20 protein-coding genes are annotated in these 22,595 nt (G+C 41.6%); 8 read left to right on the top strand and 12 right to left on the bottom strand.

Annotated features, from left to right (window positions below; genetic code table 11):
* Positions 1-166: 166 nt before the first annotated feature.
* Together ileS and lspA are read left to right on the top strand one after the other, a co-directional pair.
* On the top strand, positions 167-3,022 hold the full coding sequence (gene ileS, locus WAZ74_RS05925) for an isoleucine--tRNA ligase (protein WP_422306797.1): 2,856 nt from the start codon (positions 167-169) through the stop codon (positions 3,020-3,022).
* Entirely contained in the window at positions 3,015-3,644 is a 630-nt protein-coding gene (gene lspA / locus WAZ74_RS05920; protein WP_422306795.1) for a signal peptidase II, read from the top strand. The genes ileS and lspA overlap by 8 nt, the downstream gene beginning before the upstream one ends.
* A 262-nt stretch (positions 3,645-3,906) precedes the next feature.
* On the opposite strand, the gene WAZ74_RS05915 is transcribed toward lspA, so the two are convergent.
* Entirely contained in the window at positions 3,907-4,518 is a 612-nt protein-coding gene (locus tag WAZ74_RS05915; protein WP_422306793.1) for a glutathione S-transferase family protein, read from the bottom strand.
* A gap of 181 nt (positions 4,519-4,699) precedes the next feature.
* Positions 4,700-5,371: a DUF1294 domain-containing protein gene (locus tag WAZ74_RS05910; RefSeq protein WP_422306791.1), complete on the bottom strand. Its 672-nt coding sequence runs from the start codon at positions 5,369-5,371 to the stop codon at positions 4,700-4,702.
* 146 nt (positions 5,372-5,517) lie between these two features.
* Here WAZ74_RS05910 and WAZ74_RS05905 point away from each other — a divergent pair, with 146 nt between their 5' ends.
* A complete protein-coding gene (locus WAZ74_RS05905) occupies positions 5,518-6,015 on the top strand; it encodes an FKBP-type peptidyl-prolyl cis-trans isomerase (RefSeq protein WP_422306789.1) in 498 nt (165 codons plus the stop codon).
* 42 nt (positions 6,016-6,057) lie between these two features.
* Positions 6,058-7,098: an aldo/keto reductase gene (locus WAZ74_RS05900; RefSeq protein ID WP_422306787.1), complete on the top strand. Its 1,041-nt coding sequence runs from the start codon at positions 6,058-6,060 to the stop codon at positions 7,096-7,098.
* A 145-nt stretch (positions 7,099-7,243) separates the two neighbouring features.
* Here the strand turns inward: WAZ74_RS05900 and WAZ74_RS05895 are convergent, their stop codons facing one another.
* A complete protein-coding gene (locus WAZ74_RS05895) occupies positions 7,244-8,044 on the bottom strand; it encodes a lysophospholipid acyltransferase family protein (RefSeq protein WP_422306785.1) in 801 nt (266 codons plus the stop codon).
* 366 nt (positions 8,045-8,410) lie between these two features.
* Here WAZ74_RS05895 and hflX point away from each other — a divergent pair, with 366 nt between their 5' ends.
* The 4 genes from hflX (at position 8,411) to WAZ74_RS05875 (ending at position 12,729) form a co-directional block, all read left to right on the top strand.
* A complete protein-coding gene (gene hflX, locus WAZ74_RS05890) occupies positions 8,411-9,898 on the top strand; it encodes a ribosome rescue GTPase HflX (RefSeq protein WP_422306783.1) in 1,488 nt (495 codons plus the stop codon).
* A gap of 357 nt (positions 9,899-10,255) precedes the next feature.
* The gene (locus WAZ74_RS05885) at positions 10,256-10,675 is read left to right on the top strand and encodes a CidA/LrgA family protein (RefSeq protein ID WP_422306781.1); all 420 of its coding nucleotides are present in this window, start codon (positions 10,256-10,258) and stop codon (positions 10,673-10,675) included.
* A gap of 28 nt (positions 10,676-10,703) precedes the next feature.
* The gene (locus tag WAZ74_RS05880) at positions 10,704-11,393 is read left to right on the top strand and encodes an LrgB family protein (protein ID WP_422306779.1); all 690 of its coding nucleotides are present in this window, start codon (positions 10,704-10,706) and stop codon (positions 11,391-11,393) included.
* Positions 11,394-11,889: 496 nt separating this feature from the next.
* A complete protein-coding gene (locus WAZ74_RS05875) occupies positions 11,890-12,729 on the top strand; it encodes a lytic transglycosylase domain-containing protein (protein ID WP_422306777.1) in 840 nt (279 codons plus the stop codon).
* Positions 12,730-12,902: 173 nt separating this feature from the next.
* Here WAZ74_RS05875 and tsf read toward each other — a convergent pair whose 3' ends face one another.
* The 9 genes from tsf to WAZ74_RS05830 all read right to left on the bottom strand — a co-directional run bounded on the left by tsf (position 12,903) and on the right by WAZ74_RS05830 (position 22,464).
* Positions 12,903-13,787, bottom strand: coding sequence for a translation elongation factor Ts (gene tsf, locus WAZ74_RS05870; RefSeq protein WP_422306775.1), 885 nt, complete (start codon positions 13,785-13,787; stop codon positions 12,903-12,905).
* Between the two features lie 233 nt (positions 13,788-14,020).
* The gene (gene rpsB / locus WAZ74_RS05865) at positions 14,021-14,836 is read right to left on the bottom strand and encodes a 30S ribosomal protein S2 (RefSeq protein WP_422306773.1); all 816 of its coding nucleotides are present in this window, start codon (positions 14,834-14,836) and stop codon (positions 14,021-14,023) included.
* A gap of 403 nt (positions 14,837-15,239) precedes the next feature.
* Positions 15,240-15,689: a chemotaxis protein CheX gene (locus WAZ74_RS05860; RefSeq protein WP_422306771.1), complete on the bottom strand. Its 450-nt coding sequence runs from the start codon at positions 15,687-15,689 to the stop codon at positions 15,240-15,242.
* A gap of 41 nt (positions 15,690-15,730) precedes the next feature.
* Positions 15,731-16,180, bottom strand: a complete 450-nt coding sequence (locus WAZ74_RS05855; protein WP_422306769.1) for a chemotaxis protein CheX — start codon at positions 16,178-16,180, stop codon at positions 15,731-15,733.
* Between the two features lie 46 nt (positions 16,181-16,226).
* The gene (locus WAZ74_RS05850) at positions 16,227-16,589 is read right to left on the bottom strand and encodes a response regulator (RefSeq protein ID WP_079690884.1); all 363 of its coding nucleotides are present in this window, start codon (positions 16,587-16,589) and stop codon (positions 16,227-16,229) included.
* A gap of 20 nt (positions 16,590-16,609) precedes the next feature.
* On the bottom strand, positions 16,610-18,850 hold the full coding sequence (locus WAZ74_RS05845) for an ATP-binding protein (protein WP_422306766.1): 2,241 nt from the start codon (positions 18,848-18,850) through the stop codon (positions 16,610-16,612).
* 12 nt (positions 18,851-18,862) lie between these two features.
* Positions 18,863-19,741 carry a transporter substrate-binding domain-containing protein gene (locus WAZ74_RS05840; RefSeq protein ID WP_422306764.1) on the bottom strand — a complete coding sequence of 293 codons (879 nt, stop codon included), beginning with the start codon at positions 19,739-19,741 and terminating at the stop codon, positions 18,863-18,865.
* Positions 19,742-20,129: 388 nt separating this feature from the next.
* Entirely contained in the window at positions 20,130-21,389 is a 1,260-nt protein-coding gene (locus tag WAZ74_RS05835; protein WP_422306762.1) for a multidrug effflux MFS transporter, read from the bottom strand.
* Between the two features lie 262 nt (positions 21,390-21,651).
* Positions 21,652-22,464 (bottom strand): crotonase/enoyl-CoA hydratase family protein, encoded by an 813-nt coding sequence (locus WAZ74_RS05830; protein WP_422306760.1) that lies wholly within the window; start codon positions 22,462-22,464, stop codon positions 21,652-21,654.
* Between the last annotated feature and the right edge of the window lie 131 nt (positions 22,465-22,595).

Below are 22,595 nucleotides of genomic sequence, written 5' to 3'. Positions count from 1 at the left end.
TTATGATAAGCAATATCCCTTATAAGCGACCAACAAAATAAGCAATCAACAAAACTGCAATCAAATTTATTAAATATTAAACCCAGTATTATATTGAACTTTACATCCGATTTTAGACTGACCTTTTAACTCAACTTTTCACTACCATTTTAAAAAGACGCCTTCTATGACTGATAAAAGTACCGATACACCAAGCCACGATTATAAAGACACCTTAAATCTTGCCGATACGCCATTTGCCATGCGCGCAAATCTCGCCAAGCGTGAGCCCGATTGGCTTGCAGCTTGGGAAGCGGATGACGTGTACGGTAAAATTCGTCAGGTACGTGCTGGGGCGACCAAATATATTTTACATGATGGCCCTCCCTACGCTAACGGTCAGATTCACTTAGGTCACGCGGTCAATAAAGTATTGAAAGACATTATCGTTAAATCAAAAACCTTATCCGGCTTCGATGCACCTTATGTGCCCGGCTGGGACTGCCATGGTTTGCCTATCGAGCAAAAAGTCGAAGCCAAAGTCGGTAAAGTCGGACAAAAAGTTTCGGCAACTGAATTCCGCGGTTTGTGCCGTGAGTATGCGAGTACCCAGATTGAGCTGCAAAAAACTGACTTTAAGCGCTTAGGCATCTTTGGTGATTGGGACAACCCTTATTTAACGATGAACTTTCATCAAGAAGCCAACATAGTGCGCGCATTGGCCATTATTCATAAGAATGGTCACGTGACCCGCGGTATGAAACCGGTTAACTGGTGCTTAGACTGCAGCTCTGCCCTAGCTGAAGCCGAAGTCGAATACCAAGATAAAGTCTCAGACGCTATCTATGTGAGCTTTGATGTGCTCGATACCGAAAAAGTTGCCGCATTGAGCGAGATCGATGGCAATATTGCAGCCGTCATTTGGACCACGACGCCTTGGACGTTACCTGCGAACCAAGCTATTGCCGTGCATCCTGAGCATGACTATAGTGTGGTAGCGACTGAAAAAGGTAACCTCCTATTAGCAACTGATTTGGTTGAGTCGGCGTTAAGTGAATTTAAGCTCGAGAATAAAGGTATTCTAGCTACCGTATCAGGACGCGAGCTTGAAGGTCTTCATGCCCAGCATCCATTGATTGAAAATCGTCAAGTACCGTTAATTTTAGGCGATCACGTGACGACTGATAGCGGTACTGGCTTAGTCCATACTGCACCGGGTCATGGTCTCGACGATTATATCGTTGGTCTTAAATATGATTTGCCGGTTGAAAACCCTGTCAGCGGTACGGGTGTTTATTTAGAAAGCGCAGCGGTATTTGCTGGTGAGCATATCTATAAAGCTAATCCAAAGATCATCGCTGAATTACATGAAAACGGCCACCTAATTAGCCATACCAAGATTGAGCACAGCTATCCGCATTGCTGGCGTCATAAGTCGCCCATTATCTTCCGTGCGACGCCGCAGTGGTTTATCAGCATGGAAGCCAAAGGGTTACGTGAGCGTGCGCTTGCTGATATTCCAACCGTTAATTGGACGCCAGCATGGGGTCAAAACCGCATTGAATCGATGATGACAGGTCGCCCAGATTGGTGTATCTCACGTCAGCGTACATGGGGCGTACCGATTGCTTTCTTTACTCATAAAGAAACAGGTGCGCTGCATCCAAACACCCTAGAGCTGATGGAAACTGCCGCGCAGAAAATCGCAGCAGGCGGTGTTGAAGCTTGGTTTGATGCCAGCTGTGAAGACTTCTTGGGCAGCGAGGCTGCTGACTATGATAAAGCGACTGATACGTTAGATGTTTGGTTTGACTCAGGAACGACGCATTTTGCCGTACTTGAGCAGCGTGATGAGCTGACCAACCCAGCTGATATGTATTTAGAAGGCTCTGACCAACATCGTGGTTGGTTCCAGACGTCCCTGCTTACGTCTGAAGCGATGTATGGACGCCCGCCGTTTAAACAAGTATTGACGCATGGTTTTGTGGTCGATGAAAACGGTCGCAAGATGAGTAAATCACTGGGCAATATTATCACCCCGCAAGAAGAGATCAATAAAACTGGTGCAGATATGCTGCGCTTATGGATTGCATCTAGCGATTACCGCTACGAGATGAACGCTGGTAAAACGGTATTTAAAGGTGCAATCGATATGTATCGCCGTATCCGTAATACCTTGCGCTTCTTGCTTGCCAATACCGATGACTTTGATCCAGCAACTAACAGCGTCGATATCAATGAATTGGTGAGCCTCGATAAATTTATCATTGAGCGTACGCAAACGGTGCAAGCACAAATTATTACTGCTTATGATGCGATGGACTTTCACCAAGTCACGCAGCATATCGCAGCGTTTTGCTCGCAAGACTTGGGCAGCTTCTACTTAGATATCATCAAAGACCGTCAGTACACCACCCAAACTGATGGACAGCCACGTCGCTCTGCGCAAACAGCGATTTATCATATTGTCCAAGCACTCATTCGCTGGATTACACCGATTTTATCATTTACCGCACAAGAAGCGTGGGAAGTATTGCAAGATAAAAACGGCAATGAAGCAGGGTATGTGTTTACCGAAGAGTGGTATACCTTTCCAGAATTTGAGCTAAGTGCTATCAGTACCGATGACTGGGGACGTATCATGCTAGCGAAGGATATGGTCAATAAGCATATCGAAACGGCACGCGGCGAAAAAATCATCAATGCTAACTTATCTGCTGATGTCAGTCTTTATGCAGATGGTGCAATGCACGAAAGCTTAGCGAAGCTTGGTGAAGAGCTTCGTTTTGTACTCATTACCAGTAGCGCAACCTTAAAGCCTCTGAGCGCTGCCCCTGCTGATAAAGCTACTCTAGAAGCTCAAGCAGACAGCAACAGCGTAGTAGCCGATTTAGTAGTTGAAGTAAGCGCTGCAACGGGCACCAAGTGCGTGCGCTGTTGGCACATCCGTGATGATATTGGTACAGATAGCACACATCCAGAATTATGTGCTCGCTGCGCTACCAACGTCAGCGGCGATGGCGAGGTGCGTCACTATGCTTAATTCATCAGAAAATAAGCAGCCGCCTATCGACGTCGACAATACACCCAAGCCTGCACATGCGACAACAGGTAACTCATCGATACCTAAAGGACGGCTGAATAAGACGCCAAAGATTATTGCGAATGGTAGCCGCGCCTTTGTTTGGTATCTACTGTCGCTGGTCGTGGTTATTCTTGATCAGTGGACGAAATGGCTGGCAGAAACCAATCTAACCTTTCTTGAACCTGTACCTGTGATTGAGCCTTTTCTTAATTGGACGCTCGCTTACAACTACGGTGCTGCCTTTAGCTTTTTGGCGGATGCCGGCGGCTGGCAAAAATGGTTTTTCTCTGGATTGGCGCTATTGATGTCGCTATTTTTGATAGGCTATCTGATTAAAGCCCCTCGAAAAGCCAAGCTACTTTCTGTCGGTTTAGCCTTGGTGCTGGGCGGTGCAATTGGTAATTTAATCGATCGCTTGTTAAATGGTAAAGTGACCGATTTTATTCATGTGCACTATGCCGACGTTTGGCACTATCCTATCTTTAATATTGCGGATATTGGCATCTGTATCGGTGTGGCACTGATTGTCATTGATATGCTGTTTTTGGAAGGTAAGCGCCAAGAGAAACATAAAGCCTAGCCATTAAATCTTCATCAAAGTTTTGATTTTATGATACAAAAAAGGGGTTTTGCGATAGCGAAACCCCTTTTTGTGGTTGTGATTTACTATAGATCAAAGCCTCGAAGTCTATAGTTTTTTAGGTATGAATTGTGATTTGGTTTGGCTTCTCTGATAATTGAGAATCATTGTTATTTTATATTCATCATTTTTTATATCTGCTTATTATTTTATAGGTCAGATGGTGCTTTTGACACCAAGCAAACTGTCAGCAAAATAACCTCTACTTCTTAGGAAAATTATCCCTATTTGATAATCTTTTTAAATATATTTTGACCTGCTCAGGCAAATCAAATCCCAGCATCTTTAGCCATGAAAACAAATGATGATAATAAATATCTGCCAGTGTAAAACTATCTCCTGCTATATATTCTTGGCTCTCTAACCAGCTACTAGCAATCGGTAAAGCGTTCTGGATACAGCTCAAACAATTTTTATCAACTCCTTCAGGCCAGCTCTCATAATTCTCTAACACTTTAATTTTGGTCAGTATCCACAGATAACTTTCAATCTCAATCATGCCAAAAGAGATCACTTGACGCAGTTTATAGTTTTTCTCCGCGTAATTCTCATCATCTTGGCTAGGTGTGAGTGATTTATCGGGATGCAAGTCATTGAGATATTCAATAATCGCCAGTGATTCAGTAAAGTGTTTGCCATTGTGCGTAATAGCAGGGATCTTACCAAAGGGATTAATCGCTAAAAATTCAGGTTTTCTTTGATCGCCTTTTTTGCCGTCTAGCTCTTTGATTTCATAATCCAAGCCAAGCTCTTTGAGTGCCCAAACGACCGTTTCTGCCCGACTTGGATGAGTATATTTATATAATGTAATCACTAAGGTTTGCCTTTTATTATTAATAAAATCCGTTTAAGGTTGATTCTTCCAAATCGTGCTTATCGCGCACAACTCATTATACTTGCACAAGATATTAGCAAACAGCAACATGTTATTCAAAAAGTATTACTTTGATGCATTATTAGCTTTATTAATTTAGGCGTGAAAATAAAAAGTTCTTTCATATCAAAGAATCAAGCAATCCTTCCAAAAATGCTGAACCCCTACCCGTCAATATAAACAATAACCCTGCCATATTAATCAGCACGGTCAAATAATACGCTACTCGAAATTCAGGCTTTTGTGATTTATGACGCAAGTAGGTTTGCGCAACCATTGCACCCACCCAGCCACCCAGCGCACTTAACAGATGCAAGGTTGATTCAGGCGTGCGCCAAGCACCACTTTGAGCAGCGGCTTTGTCTTTAGCATATATCGCATAGGTTATGATTCCTAAAGCTACATACCAGCCAACAACTAGCCAGCTTAGCTTATTCATGACCGCCAATAAAATTAAGACACCATAAAAGCCAACACCAAGCAACAGACGCTTCTTTTGTCCTGCTTCAAACTCTGCTTGCGCACTACGTTTGTGATTACGCTGGCGGATTTGCTGATTCTTTTGTGCCATCTTTTGTTGTACAAAGCTTAACTCTTGCACGTCTTTTGCCTGCATACGCCCTTGACTATCTTGCCCAGACGTAAAGACGACTTGCTCACCAATATTAGGGCGACGGCGTGCTTTAAACTCATTGATATGAAAGAATACTGAGTCACCATTCTCAGTTTCGATAAAACCAAAGCCTTTATCGTCTTGCCACTTTTTAATCTGACCTTGTTGTTTATTTGCCATCGATATGCCGCCCGCTTTTAGATTCGCCAAACATATTACACTATTTGCGTTACACTATTTACGCTTACAACCTTTCCCAGATGGCTTATCATTTCTTACAGCATTTTCAACCCGATTCCTTATTCCAGCAAAAGGTAGCTTTTACTATGTCCGACTCGCAATTTATCACGCCCAATGAAGATGTACGTATCACTTTTGGCAGCCTTGTTAAGCTACATTTTGAAGTATCGCTAGAAAACGGTACGGTAATCGATTCAACCTTTAGCCGTGATACACCTGTGACTTTGACAATAGGCGATGAGAGCTTATTGCCCGGTTTTGAGCAAGTGCTAATGAATCTACGTGCGGGTGATACGCGCTCCGCTCACCTTGACCCAGAGCAAGCGTTTGGTGAGTGGAATCCTGATAATATCCAACGTTTTAGTCCTACCCAGTTTGCGCTCATCGCTGACAATCCCGAGATTGGCATGCTGATAGAGTTTGAAGACAAAGGTAAAAATACCCTCCCCGGTACGATTAGTGCTATCAATGATGAAGAAATCGAAGTGGATTTTAACCACCCGCTTGCTGGGCAACCTGTGTTATTCAAAGTTAAAATCTTTCAAGTGACCCCGCCGGGTGTCACTGGTATCAAGCTCATTTAAAATACAAAATTGATTTACATTAGAATAAAAAAGGATAAACCGATGCAATATCAAACACTGCCGCAAATCGATGAAAAAGTCTCTAAAATCTGTCTAGGGACAATGACTTGGGGACAGCAGAATAATGAAGATGACGCGCATAAGCAAATGGATATGGCGCTCAGCGAAGGGGTGAATTTCTGGGATACTGCTGAGATGTATCCGTCACCACCGGATAAAGATAAGCAAGGCGATACCGAACGCTTTATGGGCACATGGTTTCATAAAACCAAACAGCGGGATAAAGTCATCCTTGCTAGCAAGATGTCACCGATGGATTTCTTACGTGATGGGCAAACGCGTTTTAATGCCGAACACATTAGTAGCGCCATCGATGGCAATCTTGAACGTTTGCAAACCGATTATATCGATATCTATCAGTTACACTGGCCTGAACGTCAAGCGAACTTTTTTAGTCAGCTCGGTTATACTGAAGAGATGGCGGCACAATCACTGGATGACTTAACGCCCTTTTTAGAGACCATTCAAGCGTTAAATAATGAGATTAAAAAAGGTCGTATTCGTGCGTATGGACTATCGAATGATACCGCTTGGGGACTAATGCGTTATTTATGGGAGGCGGATAAAAATGGCTTGATCGCGCCTATTACCGTGCAAAACCCTTATAGTTTATTAAATCGCTTATATGAAGTGGCGATGGCAGAGATTGCGCATCGTGAGAATGTTGGTTTACTGGCTTATTCGCCGCTTGGCTTTGGCGTACTGTCTGGGAAATATCTTGACGGCAAACGCCCAACTGGCGCGCGGCTCACTATGTATGATCGCTTTGCCCGTTATACCAATGAGCAAGCACTGTCAGCCACCGCTCAATATGCCAAAATCGCGGCTGATGCCGGTTTAGATATGGCACAGATGGCATTAGCCTTTGTTAATTCGCGCTCATTTGTCACTAGTAATATTATTGGTGCTACCACTATCGAGCAGCTAAAATCTAATATCGATAGTATCAATGTAACCTTAAGCTCGGACGTATTAGCCGCTATCGAAGCGGTACATACCCAGCAACCTAATCCATCACCTTAGTTTAATACAAATAAAGAGCTCATAAATTGGGTTAAAAGTAGTAATCTTGCAAAAAAAAGGCACAAATCGCTAGAATTATCACTGCGATTTGTGCCTTTTTCTTTTTTACTTACCAACTATTTTATTTGTCAGTTTTAAGAAAACCTTATGCTTTTACTACTTTCGTTAATACTCGCGAATGTAGTTCAGCTAAGCCTTCTTGCATACGTGATTGTAATAAATTCGTCAGCTGACTTTTATTTAACCCTTTGGGATCTATTGGCTCAAGTGGCAATACATAAGCGGTGACATCTTTAGTATCAAGCACCTTTTTTATGCTCTCTTTCATCGTAAGCTTACCGAAATAAGGCAATGCTTCACTCAAAGTGCCATCTTTATTAACATAAGCAATCACCAGCGGGCGCACAGGCACGTCAGCATCTATCGCGGCTTGTAGCAAGGTCCCATGAATACGCTTAATTTTTTTACCATCTGTCGTGGTTGCCTCAGGAAAAAAGATTACTGAGAATCCTTTGGTTAAAAAATTGGCAATTTGTGCTGCTACCGAACCTGCATCACCGGAGCCACGCTCAATGAAAACCGTACCTGCTGCATGTGCTAATTTGCCAAATATAGGCCAATCACCAATTTCAGCTTTGGATAAAAAGAAGGCCGGACTGACCGTACCTACTACGGGAATATCCATCCATGACACATGATTGGACACCCATAACCCATGATGCTGCTCTACGCGCTCAACGGCGATAACCTTGACGCCAAAAGAGCCTGCCATTTTGCGGCAAAAAGCTTGGATGTAGCGTGGCAGCGTTTCACGTGGTGGCTGTCTAAAGGCCCCGATACGTTGGGCGGCGCGTAACCCACCAGCGATAGTCGTGGTCATGCCAACAATTTGTTTGCCGCGACCCAATTGCTGTTTGAGTGAAAAGCCTAACTTAGATTGGCTCATCTGTGTCCCTCGTGGTTGAAAACTTATGATTATATACTGTAAACAAGCGCCATGAGTATAACAAAGTTTATTCAGTCAGTGACGATTTGTTCACTGAGTTATGAATGGTTTTTGTGAGTACTTTGATGCAGATTCTTATTGCTTAACTTTTATTCTGTCATTATTAAAAAAGCTAATAATAGCAGTAAGGAACTTGAGGATAGCGTATTTAATAATTAGTGCTGTAACATAAAAGCATCGCTAATTGCGCTAGTACGCTTTAATATTAACTGATGAGACCACATATATATGGTCATATGAATGCTATATCGAGATTTACTGAATTGATAATAGCGATTTATTTACTTTACTGATAGGTGATACTCTTTGGATTATTTTGAAAGACATGAAGGTGGCGAACGCGCCATTATAGTACATTTAGACATCCGCCAAATTCAAGATCCTGATGATCTGGGTGAATTTGAGCTATTAGCAGACTCAGCAGGCGCTGATCGTTTGGCGTTGGTTACTGGCTCACGCCAAAGACCCGATGCCAGATACTTCGTTGGTAGCGGTAAAGCAGAAGAAATAGCAGAATTGGTTCGCGAACATGATGCGGATATCGTCCTTTTTAATCATAGCTTATCGCCATCACAAGAACGTAACATTGAAGCATTAGTAAAATGTCGCGTACTTGATCGTACTGGTTTGATTTTAGACATTTTCGCTCAGCGTGCACGTACTTATGAAGGTAAGCTACAAGTGGAGCTGGCGCAGCTTAACCATTTATCGACGCGTTTGGTGCGTGGTTGGACGCATTTAGAACGTCAAAAAGGCGGTATTGGTTTACGTGGGCCAGGTGAAACTCAGCTTGAGACGGATCGTCGCTTACTACAGGTGCGAGTCACCCAGCTTAAAAGTAGAATCGAGAAAGTCAGACAGACACGCGCACAAGGTCGAGCACGCCGTCAAAAATCAGACGTGCCGACTATATCCTTAGTGGGTTATACCAACGCTGGCAAGTCTACTTTGTTCAATCGTTTGGTCGATGAAAACATTTATGCTGCCGATAAGTTGTTTGCAACCCTCGATCCCACTTTACGCCGCTTAGATTGGCAAGGTGTTGGTCGTGTGGTATTAGTCGATACCGTTGGTTTTGTCCGTCATTTACCACATGAGTTGGTCGAGTCTTTTCATGCGACGTTAGAAGAGACGTTAGAGGCGGACTTATTGCTACATGTTATCGACTCCTCCAGTGAAGACATGCATGAGCAAATTCAGGCGGTTAAAGACGTACTGGCTAAAATCGATAACGATGTACCGGTGCTCAATGTCTACAACAAAATTGATCTAACCGATGAGCCTGCGCATATTGGTTATGCTAGCGAAGGTCAGCCTAGCCGTGTATACGTTTCTTCTAGAGAAAATCTAGGCATGGAAGAGCTGTCATTAGCCGTCCAGCAGTTGCTGACTGGCACACTGACGACGTTTGAATTGACGCTACCTTATAATGCCGGTCAGTTAAAAAACTCATTATATGAGTTGGGCGTTATTCAGGAAGAGAGCTATGATGACAGCGGTCATGAGTGCTTAACGATTCGCTTGCCAAGCGATAGGCTGAGACAGCTACTGGGTCAAGCCAATTTAGAACCTTTAGACGTCTTGCCATTAGCCCAAGCTATGTTACTGATGCCGATACTTGAAGAGTTTGAAAAGCCTGACGAGGATGAAGAGCAAACGATGACTGAAGCCGAAGAAAAAGCTTTTGATGAATTTGATGCCCTAAATCCTGACGCATTAACCTCAGAAGCTCTAACTCCAAGAAGCTTAGAGCCTAAAGTGGAAGCAACTGAAAATCCTAATTCACAGCGCTAAATGACCAGTTCTTAAATTAGCTGGCTTTTCACAATAGCTGAATATTTAAAGTAGTCTAGCTAATTATAAATGGACGGTATCAATTAATTGATACCGTCCATTTTTTATAGGGTATATTTTACTAAGTTTTATAGTCTGTGCAAAGTGATAGAAAGCGCTATTATTCTATAGCCTTTATTAGTTGAGCCACTCTCTATATAATCGCTTTTTATACCTTTAAAATAAGAAACAATACGCTTAATATAAATAACTCGATTTTTCATACCCTATTTATCAGACCGTTTATCAAACTATTTATCAGACCATGCTCACCTTTCAACTCTCTCTCATCTATATATGACTTGGCGAAAAATGCTTATGAAGTCTATCCGCTCTTCAAAAATGCCCTTATGGATGGCATTACTGATGACCCTCACGATGATTATAGTCGTTCGTGAGTCAGCAGTGATTGTCTGTCAGTGGGCAGGTATCGAAAAAGCCGCCAATATCGTGGGTATGCTAACGATGTTTGTTATCCTGATCGTTTGGCGATTTATTAAAGGTTTACCTAGCTGGCTTACTCAGGCTAGCAATACCTTGTTGGTCGATAGTGGCTTTGCTTTTTTGCCGGTATCTGCGGGTGCAGGTTTGCTGCTATTCGCTTTAGGTGATGAACTATGGGGTTTTATGCTTACCATACTGATTAGTACACTCATACCACTTTGGGGACTTGCCATATTGGCCAATCGCTGGCTAAATCGTGATGCTAGTAGCACTATAAACGAGCAGAAAGGATAGCATTAAGCTATCTGAACAAAGGAATATTATGAGTTTTGATAGTATGTTTACAGCGACCCTTGCTGCAATATTATTAACCTTGACGGCACACGTAATCGCTCGTGTACTGGCACGCAAACTATCATGGTTGCCAATGGTAATTACGGCGCTGGCATTGGTGGTGCTGTTTTTGTTCATTCTGCAATGGGATTATAATAATTATTATAGCGCCGCTAAACCTCTATTTGACCACCTATTAGGCTATGTCACAGTATTATTAGCCGTACCTCTAGCAGCCATGAACTTTAAAGGCTTACCCGTCAAAAAGCTCATAATCATTGTCGCGATGGCGAGTTTAGTTGGGGCATTGTTACCGATGTCATTGGCATATCTATTTTCACTAAGCCACGACACGATATTAGCTTTTGCCACTCGTTCAGTGACCACACCGATTGGTCTAAGTGTCGCAGATTTGATAAAAGCGCCTTTAGCGATGGCAAATCTGATTATTATTGTTTCAGGTATCATTGGCGGTACATTAGCGCGCTTCTTGTTTCTTGGTATTGATGACGACCGCGCCAAAGGTCTAGCGCTTGGCTTAGCGGCTCATGCGTTTGGCACAGTCGAAGCGTGGCAGATCAGTCATACGGCTGGACGCTATGCGGCATTTGGCTTAGCTGTCAATGGGCTGGTCACCGCTGTTTGGGTGCCTATCTTTATCACTGCGTTATCTGCATAAGCTTGCTCATCACTGCGCTATCCGCTTAAGCTCGTTAATATGCTTTCGATACTCGCTGTGTAATGAAATAACTTTTTAGCTCTACCTAACAGAGCCTATAAAAAACCAGCAAGAAAAATATCTCTTATTAGCATATAGACATCAATGTGTTTATTTTATCCTGTGCTGATAGTAGAAAGAATATAGCTGCTCATTGCTACTTATTCGAGCCAGCTGTAATAGCATATTGATTTTATTATAAATTTTTACATATTAAAGACTTTCTTTGCTAACTTATCGAGGCAATCAGATATTGTTAAAAGTTATTTTATGTTATAGTAAACAACTATTATTTTTTGTATCTATTGCAATTGGTTTTTGTTAAATGTAATTTTGCTGGGTAGCACTAAGTATGCTGACGACAAAATCTTGCAAACACGATAACCGCTTCGATGCGTAAAACGACGCTTCCATAAGCAAGGCAATTTGCTACTACTCGATAAAAAGTGATAACCCTATGATAAATGTTGCAACGTTAGTGACTCGCTGCTTGTCTCCTGTCTTACTCACCGCTGTCGCCCTATCCAGCTTATCTCTATCTATTGCTGCCCAAGCAGGCAATATGTATATCTACAAGGATAAAGGCGGACAGGTTCTTCTCACTAACGTCAACCCGAGTGGCAATTTTGATAAATTCACTAAAAAAGTGAAAGTCACTTATTATAAAGATTCTAATCTATACGACGGTGGTAGCAGCAGTAATAGCAATGAATATGGCAGCAGTGCTGCTAGTAGCAGCGGTACTCGTAACTCTTATGATAGCTATATTCTAGCCTCAGCTCAGCGCCATGGTGTCGATCCAGGGCTTATGAAAGCCATGATGCATACTGAATCCGCCTTTAACCCTAATGCGCGCTCACCAGTAGGTGCGCAAGGATTAATGCAGCTAATGCCAGCAACGGCGCGTCGATTTAAGGTGAGTAATCCTTGGAGCCCTGCTGATAATATTGAAGGCTCAGCCAAATATATCGCTTGGCTCATGAAGCGCTTTAATAATAATGTTGAATTTGCGGTTGCCGGTTATAATGCTGGTGAAGGTAACGTTGATAAATATAAGGGCATTCCACCCTTTAAAGAAACACGTAATTATGTCAAAAGTGTGATGAGCCGCTATCATAGTTTATATAAAAATGACGCAGGGTTATCTGGCAATACGATGAACGCTAATAATAGCAATTCTAATAACAGCAATACTGCCAATACCAGTAACAGCGGCGGTATGCAAAACGTCAGTTATGGCACCAGTAGTAATAATGGCGCCAGTTATGCCAATTCTGCTTATTTGGCATTACGTTAATATTGATACTCTGTACAATACTAAATCTCTTAAAAATGAAGCATAAAAAAAGCCCGTTAAATAAATAACGGGCTTTTTTATGCGTTCAAACAAAGCTAATTTAAAAAACTATGAGCGCTACATTAACTGATTAATATCAAATAATTAATAAAGTACTCACAGCATTTTAAAAATTACTTATTAGCTAGTGCTTGGGTTGCAGCAACTTCAGCAGCAAAGTCTTCTTGCTTCTTCTCGATGCCTTCACCGACTTCTAGACGTTTAAAAGCAAGTACTTTTACGCCTTCAGCTTTTAACACGTCGCCGACTTTTTTCTCATTGTCCATGACGTATGGCTGACGTAGTAAAGTGACTTCGTCTAGATATTTACGCAAACCACCTTCGATCATTTTTTCAACGATATTGTCAGGCTTGCCAGATTCACGAGCTTTTGCATCAATGATGTCTTTTTCGCGTGCTAGTACATCAGCATCGACGCTTTCATCGTCTACTGCAACAGGGTTAAATGCAGCGATATGCATGGCAAGATTCTTACCAGTGTCTGCAGTGCCGCCTTCATAAGAAACCACTACACCGATACGTAAGCCGTGACGGTATGAGGCAATGTTAGCGCCTTCAAGTACTTCAACACGGCGAATCTGAATATTCTCACCGATCTTTTGTACTAAAGATACGCGAGCTTCTTCAACCGTCTGACCATCGCCATAAGGTAATTCAGAAATAGCAGCAACGTCCGTGACGTTGTTTTCTAGTGCAAGGTTAGCCACTTTTTCTGCAAATGCAGTGAAGCTGTCATCTTTTGCAACGAAGTCAGTTTGGCAGTTAACTTCTAACAAAAATGCTTTGTTGTCGCCTTGAGCGATGATGATAGCGCCGTCAGCTGCGATATTACCAGCTTTCTTAGCGGCTTTCGCTTGACCAGATTTACGCAGGTTATCAATGGCAGTTTCAACATCACCGTTTGATTCTTCTAACGCTTTTTTACATTCCATCATGCCAAGACCAGTACGGTCACGCAATTCTTTTACCATTTTGGCAGATACTTTTACTTCTGACATAAGAGTTACCTTTTATTATGTATGTGAGTATTGTTATGCATGGAAGTGCACGATATCTAAATACATGATACATGACACATTTAAATTCTGTTTGGCGTGTTAATAATAAGGCATGACGAGTAAAACCACATCATGCCTATTATAAACTTCCGTGCTGTTAGTCACGTTATATGGCTGCCAATAGATAAACTATCAAGGCATCCTTACAAAGTTAAACCATATCGGTCAGCGATTTATTCTGCTGGAGTAGCAGCTTCTTCAGTTTTAGCTTCAACTGGTGCTTCTTCAGTTTTAGCTTCTTCAGTAGCAGCAGGTGCTTCTTGCTCGGCTTTACCACCGGCTTGAGTTTGTGCGTATTCTTTACCAGCGATAATCGCATCAGCAATAGAAGTTACATACAAAGTCACGGCGCGGATAGCATCATCGTTTGCTGGAATGATGTAATCAACGTTATCTGGGTTAGAGTTAGTATCAACGATACCGATAACTGGAATACCTAGGTTCTTAGCTTCTTTAATAGCAATCGCTTCGTGATCAACGTCTACAACGAAGATTGCGTCAGGTAGGCCGCCCATGTCTTTAATACCACCTAGTGAACGCTCTAGTTTTTCCATATCACGAGTACGCTCTAACGCTTCACGCTTAGTTAGCTTAGCGAAAGTACCGTCTTCTGCTTGCTTCTCAAGCTCTTTTAGACGATTGATTGACTGGCGTAGTGTTTTCCAGTTAGTCAACATACCACCTAACCAGCGATGGTCAACGTAAGGCATGCCAGCGCGTGCTGCTTGCTCACGGATAACGCCGCTTGCAGCGCGTTTAGTACCAACAAACAATACTTTGTTTTTCTTAGCCGCTAAGCCGTTTACGTAAGTCAATGCTTCGTTAAACGCTTTTACAGTGTGCTCTAGGTTGATGATGTGAATCTTGTTACGGGCACCAAAAATATATGGACCCATTTTTGGATTCCAAAAACGTGTTTGGTGACCAAAGTGAGCGCCGGCTTGTAATAGGTCGCGCATTTCGATTTTGGTTGGATTCTTTGTAGCCATGTTAAATGTCCTGTTGGTTGGGTTATGCCTCCACATCACAAAAACTGCCTATCTAGCGACACGCATTTGCTATTAGTTAGGTGTATCAATAATAAAGCACCTAGCCATGAAGCAAATTAATCAAGTCGCCAAACACCCAGCAATTTTTTGCCATGATGTGTGTGTCATTGGTTGATGGATTGATTTAAAAAAATTGAACTATGATTTATATGAAGTCTAAATTATAAAAATAGCTGGGCAGTATTTTATCATATAACGCTCAGTGACTGCTAGCGCTGTTACAAGTCTTTAAGCGCAGCATCAATCATAAAACTAACCGTAAAATCAGACATAAAATCAGACATAAAAAAACGACGCATCAACGTCGTTTTTATTCAAAATAGAATTAGCTCACAGATTTAGATTAAGCGATGCAAATACCTATGACAGCCTTGTAGCCACGCCATGTAAATGGTGTAACATAGCTTTGACGGTCTTTTGGTAAGTAAGGAATACTGGGTATTCCTTCAATAATCTTGGGCGGTGAGATAATAAAATCTGCGCCAAACTCAGCACGCGCGTTGCCTGAAATGGTATTTGCCATCTCACCCAATAAATCTTTCATCATCGTTATAGACGAGTCAGGCTCACCCATCACTTTGATCACTTCTCGCAGCAGTGTACTCGGAGCGCTGACATAAACGCAGCCTTCAAGAGGGCCAGATATCTTAATCATGCCGCTATAATCATAACCCACGGCATTTTTATTGCTATGCAAATAAGGCGTGTCAATCACTACTGGCTCATCGTCAATCTGCGCAAAGAATGCGCTAATTGAGCTTAAAAAGACGCCTAACTTTTCTACATTAACCATAATAGTTCATCGTCCATATTTATCATCACGGGGCATTGTATTTAGTCCTGCAAACAAACCACAATCTCCCCGATTTGACCGCGCCAACTCACTGGAATGATAAAAGAGCGCCCACTTTTAGGTAAAATAATACTTTGCGGTGAACCCTTGAATACCAATGGTACAGAGATATGAAATTCTGACCCAAATTCGGTACGAGCATTGCCCGCGATAGTATTGGCAACTTCTCCAGCGAGGTCTACTAAATTATCCTCACTTTTATCTGTCTCACCCATGCTATCTAGGATACTATCCAATAGCGCGCTGGTTGCAGAAAAATAAACCACCCCCTTTTGAACCCCTGAGATACCGATGACGCCAGTATAATCATGAACTTTAGGTTGTTGGTTCTCTAGCAAATAAGGCGTATCTACAATAAGCTCTTCATTACCAAACTGATTAAAATAGTTGGTAATAATGCTCACAAAAATCTGTAACTTTTGCTCTTTCATAATATGTGTTCTTTAATAAGGTATTTACTTAAATTATTGGACAATATTAGTCTTGCACTAGCTCATACAAAGACTCTACCAGCTCTTCTTCTGAAAAAGGCTTGCATAAAAATCCGCTAGCACCCAATGATAACGCTTCAATCCCAGTAGATTTATCAGACAACGCCGACACCACTAAAATACGAACGTTAGGGTCAATGGCAATGATTTTTTCAATACACTCAAGGCCATCCATTTGCGGCATGGTTAAGTCCATCGTAACCACATCAGGACGGTGGATATTGAACTTTTCAATGGCTTGAACACCGCTGGTTGCCGTAGCAACCAACATAAACTGACCTGAATCATAAGCGCGCTGAATACGGTTTCGAATGATATTTGAATCATCAACAATCATTAATTTGTACATAGCTTATCTATCTTCCTTAATTACGCGTTCGGTAAGGTAATGACAAAACGTGTCATTTTTCCAAACTCACTATTGACATTGAGCTTACCGTTATATTCTTTAACTAATGCCTTGATGACATCTAAGCCCACACCGCGCCCACCATCTTCATCGGCCTGCTCTTTAGTAGAGAAACCAGAAGCGAACAATGTTTTGAGTAACTCACCTTGAGTCAGCTGACTGGCAGCATCTTGTTCAAAGCGACCATCAGCAACCAGTTTATGACGAATGCCTTCGTAGTCGATGCCCTGACCATCATCTTGTAGCGCAATAATCAAATTCTGATTGTCACGTTGCATCTCTAAATCAATGCTACCAATTACAGACTTGCCAGCTGATTGACGTGCTTCAGGTGACTCAATACCATGTACCACCGCATTACGTAATAGCTGAATGCTGATTTCTTTGATTGGTTGTTTAAGGTGTGCAGGTATATTTACGTGCGCCAAATTATGACCATTAAGCTGTACTTGCTTGCCTTGTCTTACGGCGATGTCTTGTGCAAAATCTTGATAATAAGATAGTTGCTCGTCATCTGACTCATCGTTCAAATCGATGTCATTACCAACGTCAATACTCATGCTGCTGGCAGAGCTATCTACTGATTGCTGAGTAGCAGGGGTGGTAATGATTGGTTGTGAGGTACTCGATTTTAATGTATTAGCATTTATTGCAGTGGTCATTGGCGCTGGTACTTTAGCACTACTTACAGCCTTCGGAACCGCCTGGTTGATACGCTCACCCAGCATTTCAATAGTGTTAGAAAGACTAAGTAAGTCATCTAAATGCACCGCTAGGGGTAAGAAATTATTACCAGATAGCTTTCCTTGATTTTGTAACGCATCTAGTTTATCTTCAGCATCTGACGCAATCTTAGTAAAGCTATGCAGTTTAAGCGCAGAAGCCTCACCTTTTAAGCTGTGCATTTCACGATAGATAGCGTTTAGCTTCCCTTCAAGCTCAAATTGAGAGCTACCAGGGTTTTTCAAAATATTATTCATCTTATCGATATGGGTTTTGGTATTGCCAATAAACTCATTAATAATTTTTGGATTCACGTTTAAGATAGTCGTCAACATCTCAATCTGCATGTCATTTTGTGAGCGCTCTTTTTCTAGGCGCTGCTCTAAATAAACAGCATCTGAGACGTCATTAACGTTGACTAAAATACGGGCAATGTCTTTATTCTCATACACTCTTGAAAATTTAAAGTCTAAGAAGCGACTGGTCGCACTGTCTTCTCCAGAAGCATTATGTAGCATCACTTTGTGTAGAGGATTAAGAGAATCTACCAACTTTTCTTTAACTCGAGGATTATAGAGCTGTTCGATAAATTGCTGTGTGGTCTTAAGGTCTTTATCAGAAATACGACCACGCAAGACGTTGGTAAAGTTCTCTCCTGCCAATCTCTCCGCACCGACAATATCATTCAGTGCACGAGAATGTTGCTGACCAATATTCAAGTCTTTATCAAGGAGGAACAGACCGGTATTAACTGTTTCCATAATTTCTTGTGTTTCACGTCGAGCAGCGAATGCTTCAGCATCGGTATCACGTAACCTGCGAACAAAGAAAAATACGAAAATTAAAAAATAAGCAAAAATGGCTGCAACACCCAGTATCTGAACAAGACGAATAGTCGTTGCTTGACGTTCTGCACTGTTGAAAACGTCTTTGGTAAGGTTGTCTAACGAATCGTTAATTAGTAAGCTGGAGGTTTTTGCCTGCTCAACTGCTTGGGTCAACTCATCTTCAGAAGAAACCATAATATTATCAGCATCTTTGAGATATACTTGAATCTTAGGCTCTAACACTTTCCACTGTTCATTGGCTGCGTCAATGTTTGCCTGTGCATTACTATCGATCTTTGGCAAAGTATAACTCTTACCATCAACGTCAGTGATCGTAGCGCCTTGCTCAATAGCAGAGATAGAGCTGGTAATCAGCGCAGTATTTTGCTCTAAACGCTCTAAAACTTGCTGAATATGTGGAGAATTGGTATCCTCACCATAACTATTATCTAAATCGAAAAGATCTTTAATTACTGCCTGCGCACTATTAGCAACTTGGTTAGTTTGGTCAATTAGAGCTGTGTTTCTTTCTAAAAGATTTGAGGTATAAAAGGTAAAGGCCAACAAAGCACCGATTAGCGATAAAAACAGTGCAATTGAAATAATTAGACCTTGATAGCGCTTATTGTCAACATTGGATGTAGTTGCCATCTTGAGAATTCCTTAGTTCAATTGCGTAGTATTAGTATCAGAAGCGCTTTTATCAGCAGGTGTAGCTTCACCTAACCAGCGCTCCTCAATCTCTTTAAACGTCCCTTTTTCTTTGAGTTTGGCAATACCTTCATTAACAGTATTAATCAACTGAGTATTCTCTTTTGCCATCAATATCACTTGTTGCGCTGAAGGAGCATCTGCAGCTTCATAAGGTACGATCTTAACTTTATGTTCTGGATAGCCTTTAATAATATATTGCAATACTGGCATATCGTATAAGAAAACATCGATATTACCTTGTACCAAATCTTGATAAGACAAAAATGCAGTAGTTCTTGTAACTAGTTCAACCGAGTCACCCATCTCTTTTAGAGTATCTTCTTCTTTAGAACCCTCTAAAGTCCCTGTTTTTAGACCTTTTATATCGTTTAAATCTTTTATATCAAACTTCCCTTCCAAGTACATGATGGTAGCTGGGTTAAAGAAATAAGGCGTTGATAGGCCATATCTTACCGCACGATCATCTTTATAAGAGATACCAGAAATCGCTAAATCACGTTTTCCTGATTCCACGCTATCGAACATGTTCTGCCAAGTCTCTTTATAAAACTCGACTTTAAAGCCTTGCTCTTCTCCGATAGCTCTAATCGAATCAACATCAGTACCTTGCATGTTGCCATAATCGTCTTGAAATGAGAAAGGTGGTAAATCACCAGTCATTGCGACTTTAAGAATTGGTGCTGTATCAGGAAGTTTACTAACAAAATTGTCTTTATCTTTTGTTACTGTTGTACCTGTTGCATTAGTGTTGTCTTGAGTAGAAGAATTACCGCACCCAAATAAGCCAACACTTAATACAATCGGTAACACTCGGTATAATTGCTTCATATCTTATCCTTAAGCCTCGATGTTATTATGAAAGTCATTGATAAAAACAATTCTGCATAGTTAGGTAAATTCTTAACAACACTTTATTACAGAAAATTACTTTAGATGATAATCGAGCAACTCAAGTATTGCAATGACTTTGTTTGGTAATACCATACAAATGTTTATACATAGTAATAATTACATACAACATCTCCATGTGATAATAAGACTAATGGCTCAGCAACTTAGGATTAACAAGGGTTGTATTGAAAAAACACTTTATATTAAAAATAAAATAAAAATTAGATACAAAAAAGCATTCAGACGTTTAATACGTGCTGAATGCTTTTTTAATAATGCTTTCTTAACAATGAATGAATATCAATAAGTAGAATCTAGCAGCTAATTAATCCGCATCATCAAGGTTCAGGTTACTATCTATCTGCCAAATCAAATAGCAACCAAGACTCATGAGCGCAAACATCGCAATACCGATTTTCAGTACGGGATTCACTGGAAATAAATTTAATATTAAGCCACCGAAAATACCTACTGAAAACATTAAGGAGCCTTGTAAGGCACTAGCCATGCCAGCGCGGCGCTTTTGAAAAGCCAGCGCAATCGCTGAAGAGTTAGGCTGAGTCAAGCCCAAACCGGCAATACAAAAGAAAATACAGGCTAATACCAGTGGCAACCAAGCGTCCGTACCAAATATAATACCTATCACAAATAGCGTACCCGCTGAGATAACTTGCATCATCGCACCAAATCGCAGAATACTCAAAATACGAAAACGGTTGGTCAGCCATTGGTTGAGCTGCGTCAATCCTACAAACCCTGCTGCATTCATACCAAAAAGCCAGCCAAAATGGGTGGCTGACATGCCATAAGTATCCATGATTAGCTCGGACGCTGAACTAATATAGACAAACATTGCCCCCATCAATAACCCGCCGCCAATCGCTGGATAGTTAAAAGTAGGGTCCTTTAATAAGTCCCAATATTGACTCAGTATTTCTTTGGCAGGACGTATATTACGGTTTTCTTCACTGAGCGTCTCAAAAAAGAAGAACTTAGTGAGTAATAAGTTAAGCGCACCAAAAGCAGCTAGGAACCAAAAGATAGAGTGCCAGCTGAAAAACTGTAAAAATACAGCGCCGAGTGACGGCGCTAATATCGGTGCCAAACCCATCACCAATATCATGATAGAAAAAGCTTTGGCAGTTTGCTTAGCTGTTAGGCGATCACGAATCGCAGCACGGGTAACAACCGCGCCTACACAAGCACCGAGCGCCTGTAAGGTACGCCCCGCAAACAACACATATTCGTTGTTAGTCGTCGCACAAATAATCGAGGCAATGATATATAAAGTCATACCAAAATATAATGGTTTGACGCGGCCAATACGATCACTCAGCGGACCATAAAACAGCTGCCCAAATACCAAACCTATGAAGTAGGCGGGTACCGAGTTGGCCATAAATGCAGTCGATACGCCAAAGTCATCTGCCATTGATGGTAACGCTGGCAGATACATATCAATCGATAATGGCCCTACCGCGACGATAAGACCAAGCATCATAATCCATGCCACAGGCAAATCGGCAGAGCGTACTCGGTCAGCAGCAATCGGTTTATTGGGAAGTGGAGATTTTGGAGCAGACATATTTAAACCATTTGATATAGTGATTATTATTTTATTATTAGTGCATTGATTGTTTCATATAGTCAGCTCAAAACAAAAAAAACACGCTTATATAAACGTGCTACTGCTATCAGCTTTTCAAAACAATCAGGCATATCGATGTACCGCTACGAGAGCAGACAGTCTTATATCGTACTATCTGCTTATAATTCAATAGAGGTATCATGTGAATAAAACAAAAACTCACAACTAAAATCATTAGTCAATATATGTCGAACTTTTCCTAACGGAATTGGCGTTTGCCAAATACGGTGCTGGCTTGCTTCGCTTTTCTAAGCGCAAGCTTACGGTTGCGACCAAACATCATCTTTAACTGCCATAATTTTTCTTTATATAAAGTCGTTGCTGACTGCTGGAACATGGCATTGATGACGCGCTTACTTGCCAGCACAGCATCAGGTGAGCGCTCAGCGAATTCAGCAGCGAGCTGTTGTGCCTGCTCTAACGGCGTCTCGCTACAATGACTAACCAACCCTAACTCCTTTCCTTCCTGCGCATCAACGGTACGCGCACTCATTGCCAGCTCTTTTAAAATATCAGCGCGCACCACGCCAAACCCAGATTGGGTCAAGCCCATATCAGGCACCAAGCCCCATTTGGCTTCCATAATGGACAATTTACACTCAGGATGGCTAATACGCACATCACATGCCAGTGCCAACTGCAACCCTGCACCAATACAATAGCCTTCTAATACCGCAATGACTGGCACTGGAACATCACGCCAAACTAGGCAGACGCGCTGGAATAAGCTCTGCCAAGGCTTCACAAGCTCCCATAATGCAAATGCTTGATTTTTTGGATGGTTTAAGTCTCCTAAATCAATACCGGCACAAAATGTCCCTTCTGCACCATTAAGAATAACCGCACGTACCGTTTTGTCTTTACTGATGCGACCTGCAACCGCAATCAATTCTTCAACCACTTTAAAGCTCATGGCATTTTTTTTCTCTGGTCGATTGATGGTCACGGTTAATATATTGTTGGTGACACTGACTTGTAATGTTTCATACTGGTAGGTGGCGATAGTGGGCATAATCATCCTTAATAATAAATAAATACAATGGCTTGTGAATAGACTGATATTAACAGCCTTGCACCGACGCTACCTTATCAATAACTGACTGCTACGATACGGTCACCCATCAACTTAATAAAATCATTTGC

The organism is Psychrobacter sp. (assembly GCF_049295055.1).
Taxonomy (GTDB): Bacteria; Pseudomonadota; Gammaproteobacteria; order Pseudomonadales; family Moraxellaceae; genus Psychrobacter.
The sequence above is the reverse complement of the archived record's forward strand: the minus strand, read 5'-3'. Positions and strand labels throughout refer to the sequence as shown.

Bases quoted from the DNA above. Each gene is read 5' to 3' on its own strand.
- ileS (WP_422306797.1), top strand. From the start codon at position 167: ATGACTGATAAAAGTACCGATACACCAAGCCACGATTATAAAGACACC.
- lspA (WP_422306795.1), top strand. From the start codon at position 3,015: ATGCTTAATTCATCAGAAAATAAGCAGCCGCCTATCGACGTCGACAAT.
- WAZ74_RS05910 (WP_422306791.1), bottom strand. From the start codon at position 5,371: ATGGCAAATAAACAACAAGGTCAGATTAAAAAGTGGCAAGACGATAAA.
- WAZ74_RS05905 (WP_422306789.1), top strand. From the start codon at position 5,518: ATGTCCGACTCGCAATTTATCACGCCCAATGAAGATGTACGTATCACT.
- WAZ74_RS05900 (WP_422306787.1), top strand. From the start codon at position 6,058: ATGCAATATCAAACACTGCCGCAAATCGATGAAAAAGTCTCTAAAATC.
- WAZ74_RS05895 (WP_422306785.1), bottom strand. From the start codon at position 8,044: ATGAGCCAATCTAAGTTAGGCTTTTCACTCAAACAGCAATTGGGTCGC.
- WAZ74_RS05885 (WP_422306781.1), top strand. From the start codon at position 10,256: ATGAAGTCTATCCGCTCTTCAAAAATGCCCTTATGGATGGCATTACTG.
- WAZ74_RS05880 (WP_422306779.1), top strand. From the start codon at position 10,704: ATGAGTTTTGATAGTATGTTTACAGCGACCCTTGCTGCAATATTATTA.
- WAZ74_RS05875 (WP_422306777.1), top strand. From the start codon at position 11,890: ATGATAAATGTTGCAACGTTAGTGACTCGCTGCTTGTCTCCTGTCTTA.
- tsf (WP_422306775.1), bottom strand. From the start codon at position 13,787: ATGTCAGAAGTAAAAGTATCTGCCAAAATGGTAAAAGAATTGCGTGAC.
- rpsB (WP_422306773.1), bottom strand. From the start codon at position 14,836: ATGGCTACAAAGAATCCAACCAAAATCGAAATGCGCGACCTATTACAA.
- WAZ74_RS05860 (WP_422306771.1), bottom strand. From the start codon at position 15,689: ATGGTTAATGTAGAAAAGTTAGGCGTCTTTTTAAGCTCAATTAGCGCA.
- WAZ74_RS05855 (WP_422306769.1), bottom strand. From the start codon at position 16,180: ATGAAAGAGCAAAAGTTACAGATTTTTGTGAGCATTATTACCAACTAT.
- WAZ74_RS05850 (WP_079690884.1), bottom strand. From the start codon at position 16,589: ATGTACAAATTAATGATTGTTGATGATTCAAATATCATTCGAAACCGT.
- WAZ74_RS05845 (WP_422306766.1), bottom strand. From the start codon at position 18,850: ATGGCAACTACATCCAATGTTGACAATAAGCGCTATCAAGGTCTAATT.
- WAZ74_RS05840 (WP_422306764.1), bottom strand. From the start codon at position 19,741: ATGAAGCAATTATACCGAGTGTTACCGATTGTATTAAGTGTTGGCTTA.
- WAZ74_RS05835 (WP_422306762.1), bottom strand. From the start codon at position 21,389: ATGTCTGCTCCAAAATCTCCACTTCCCAATAAACCGATTGCTGCTGAC.
- WAZ74_RS05830 (WP_422306760.1), bottom strand. From the start codon at position 22,464: ATGCCCACTATCGCCACCTACCAGTATGAAACATTACAAGTCAGTGTC.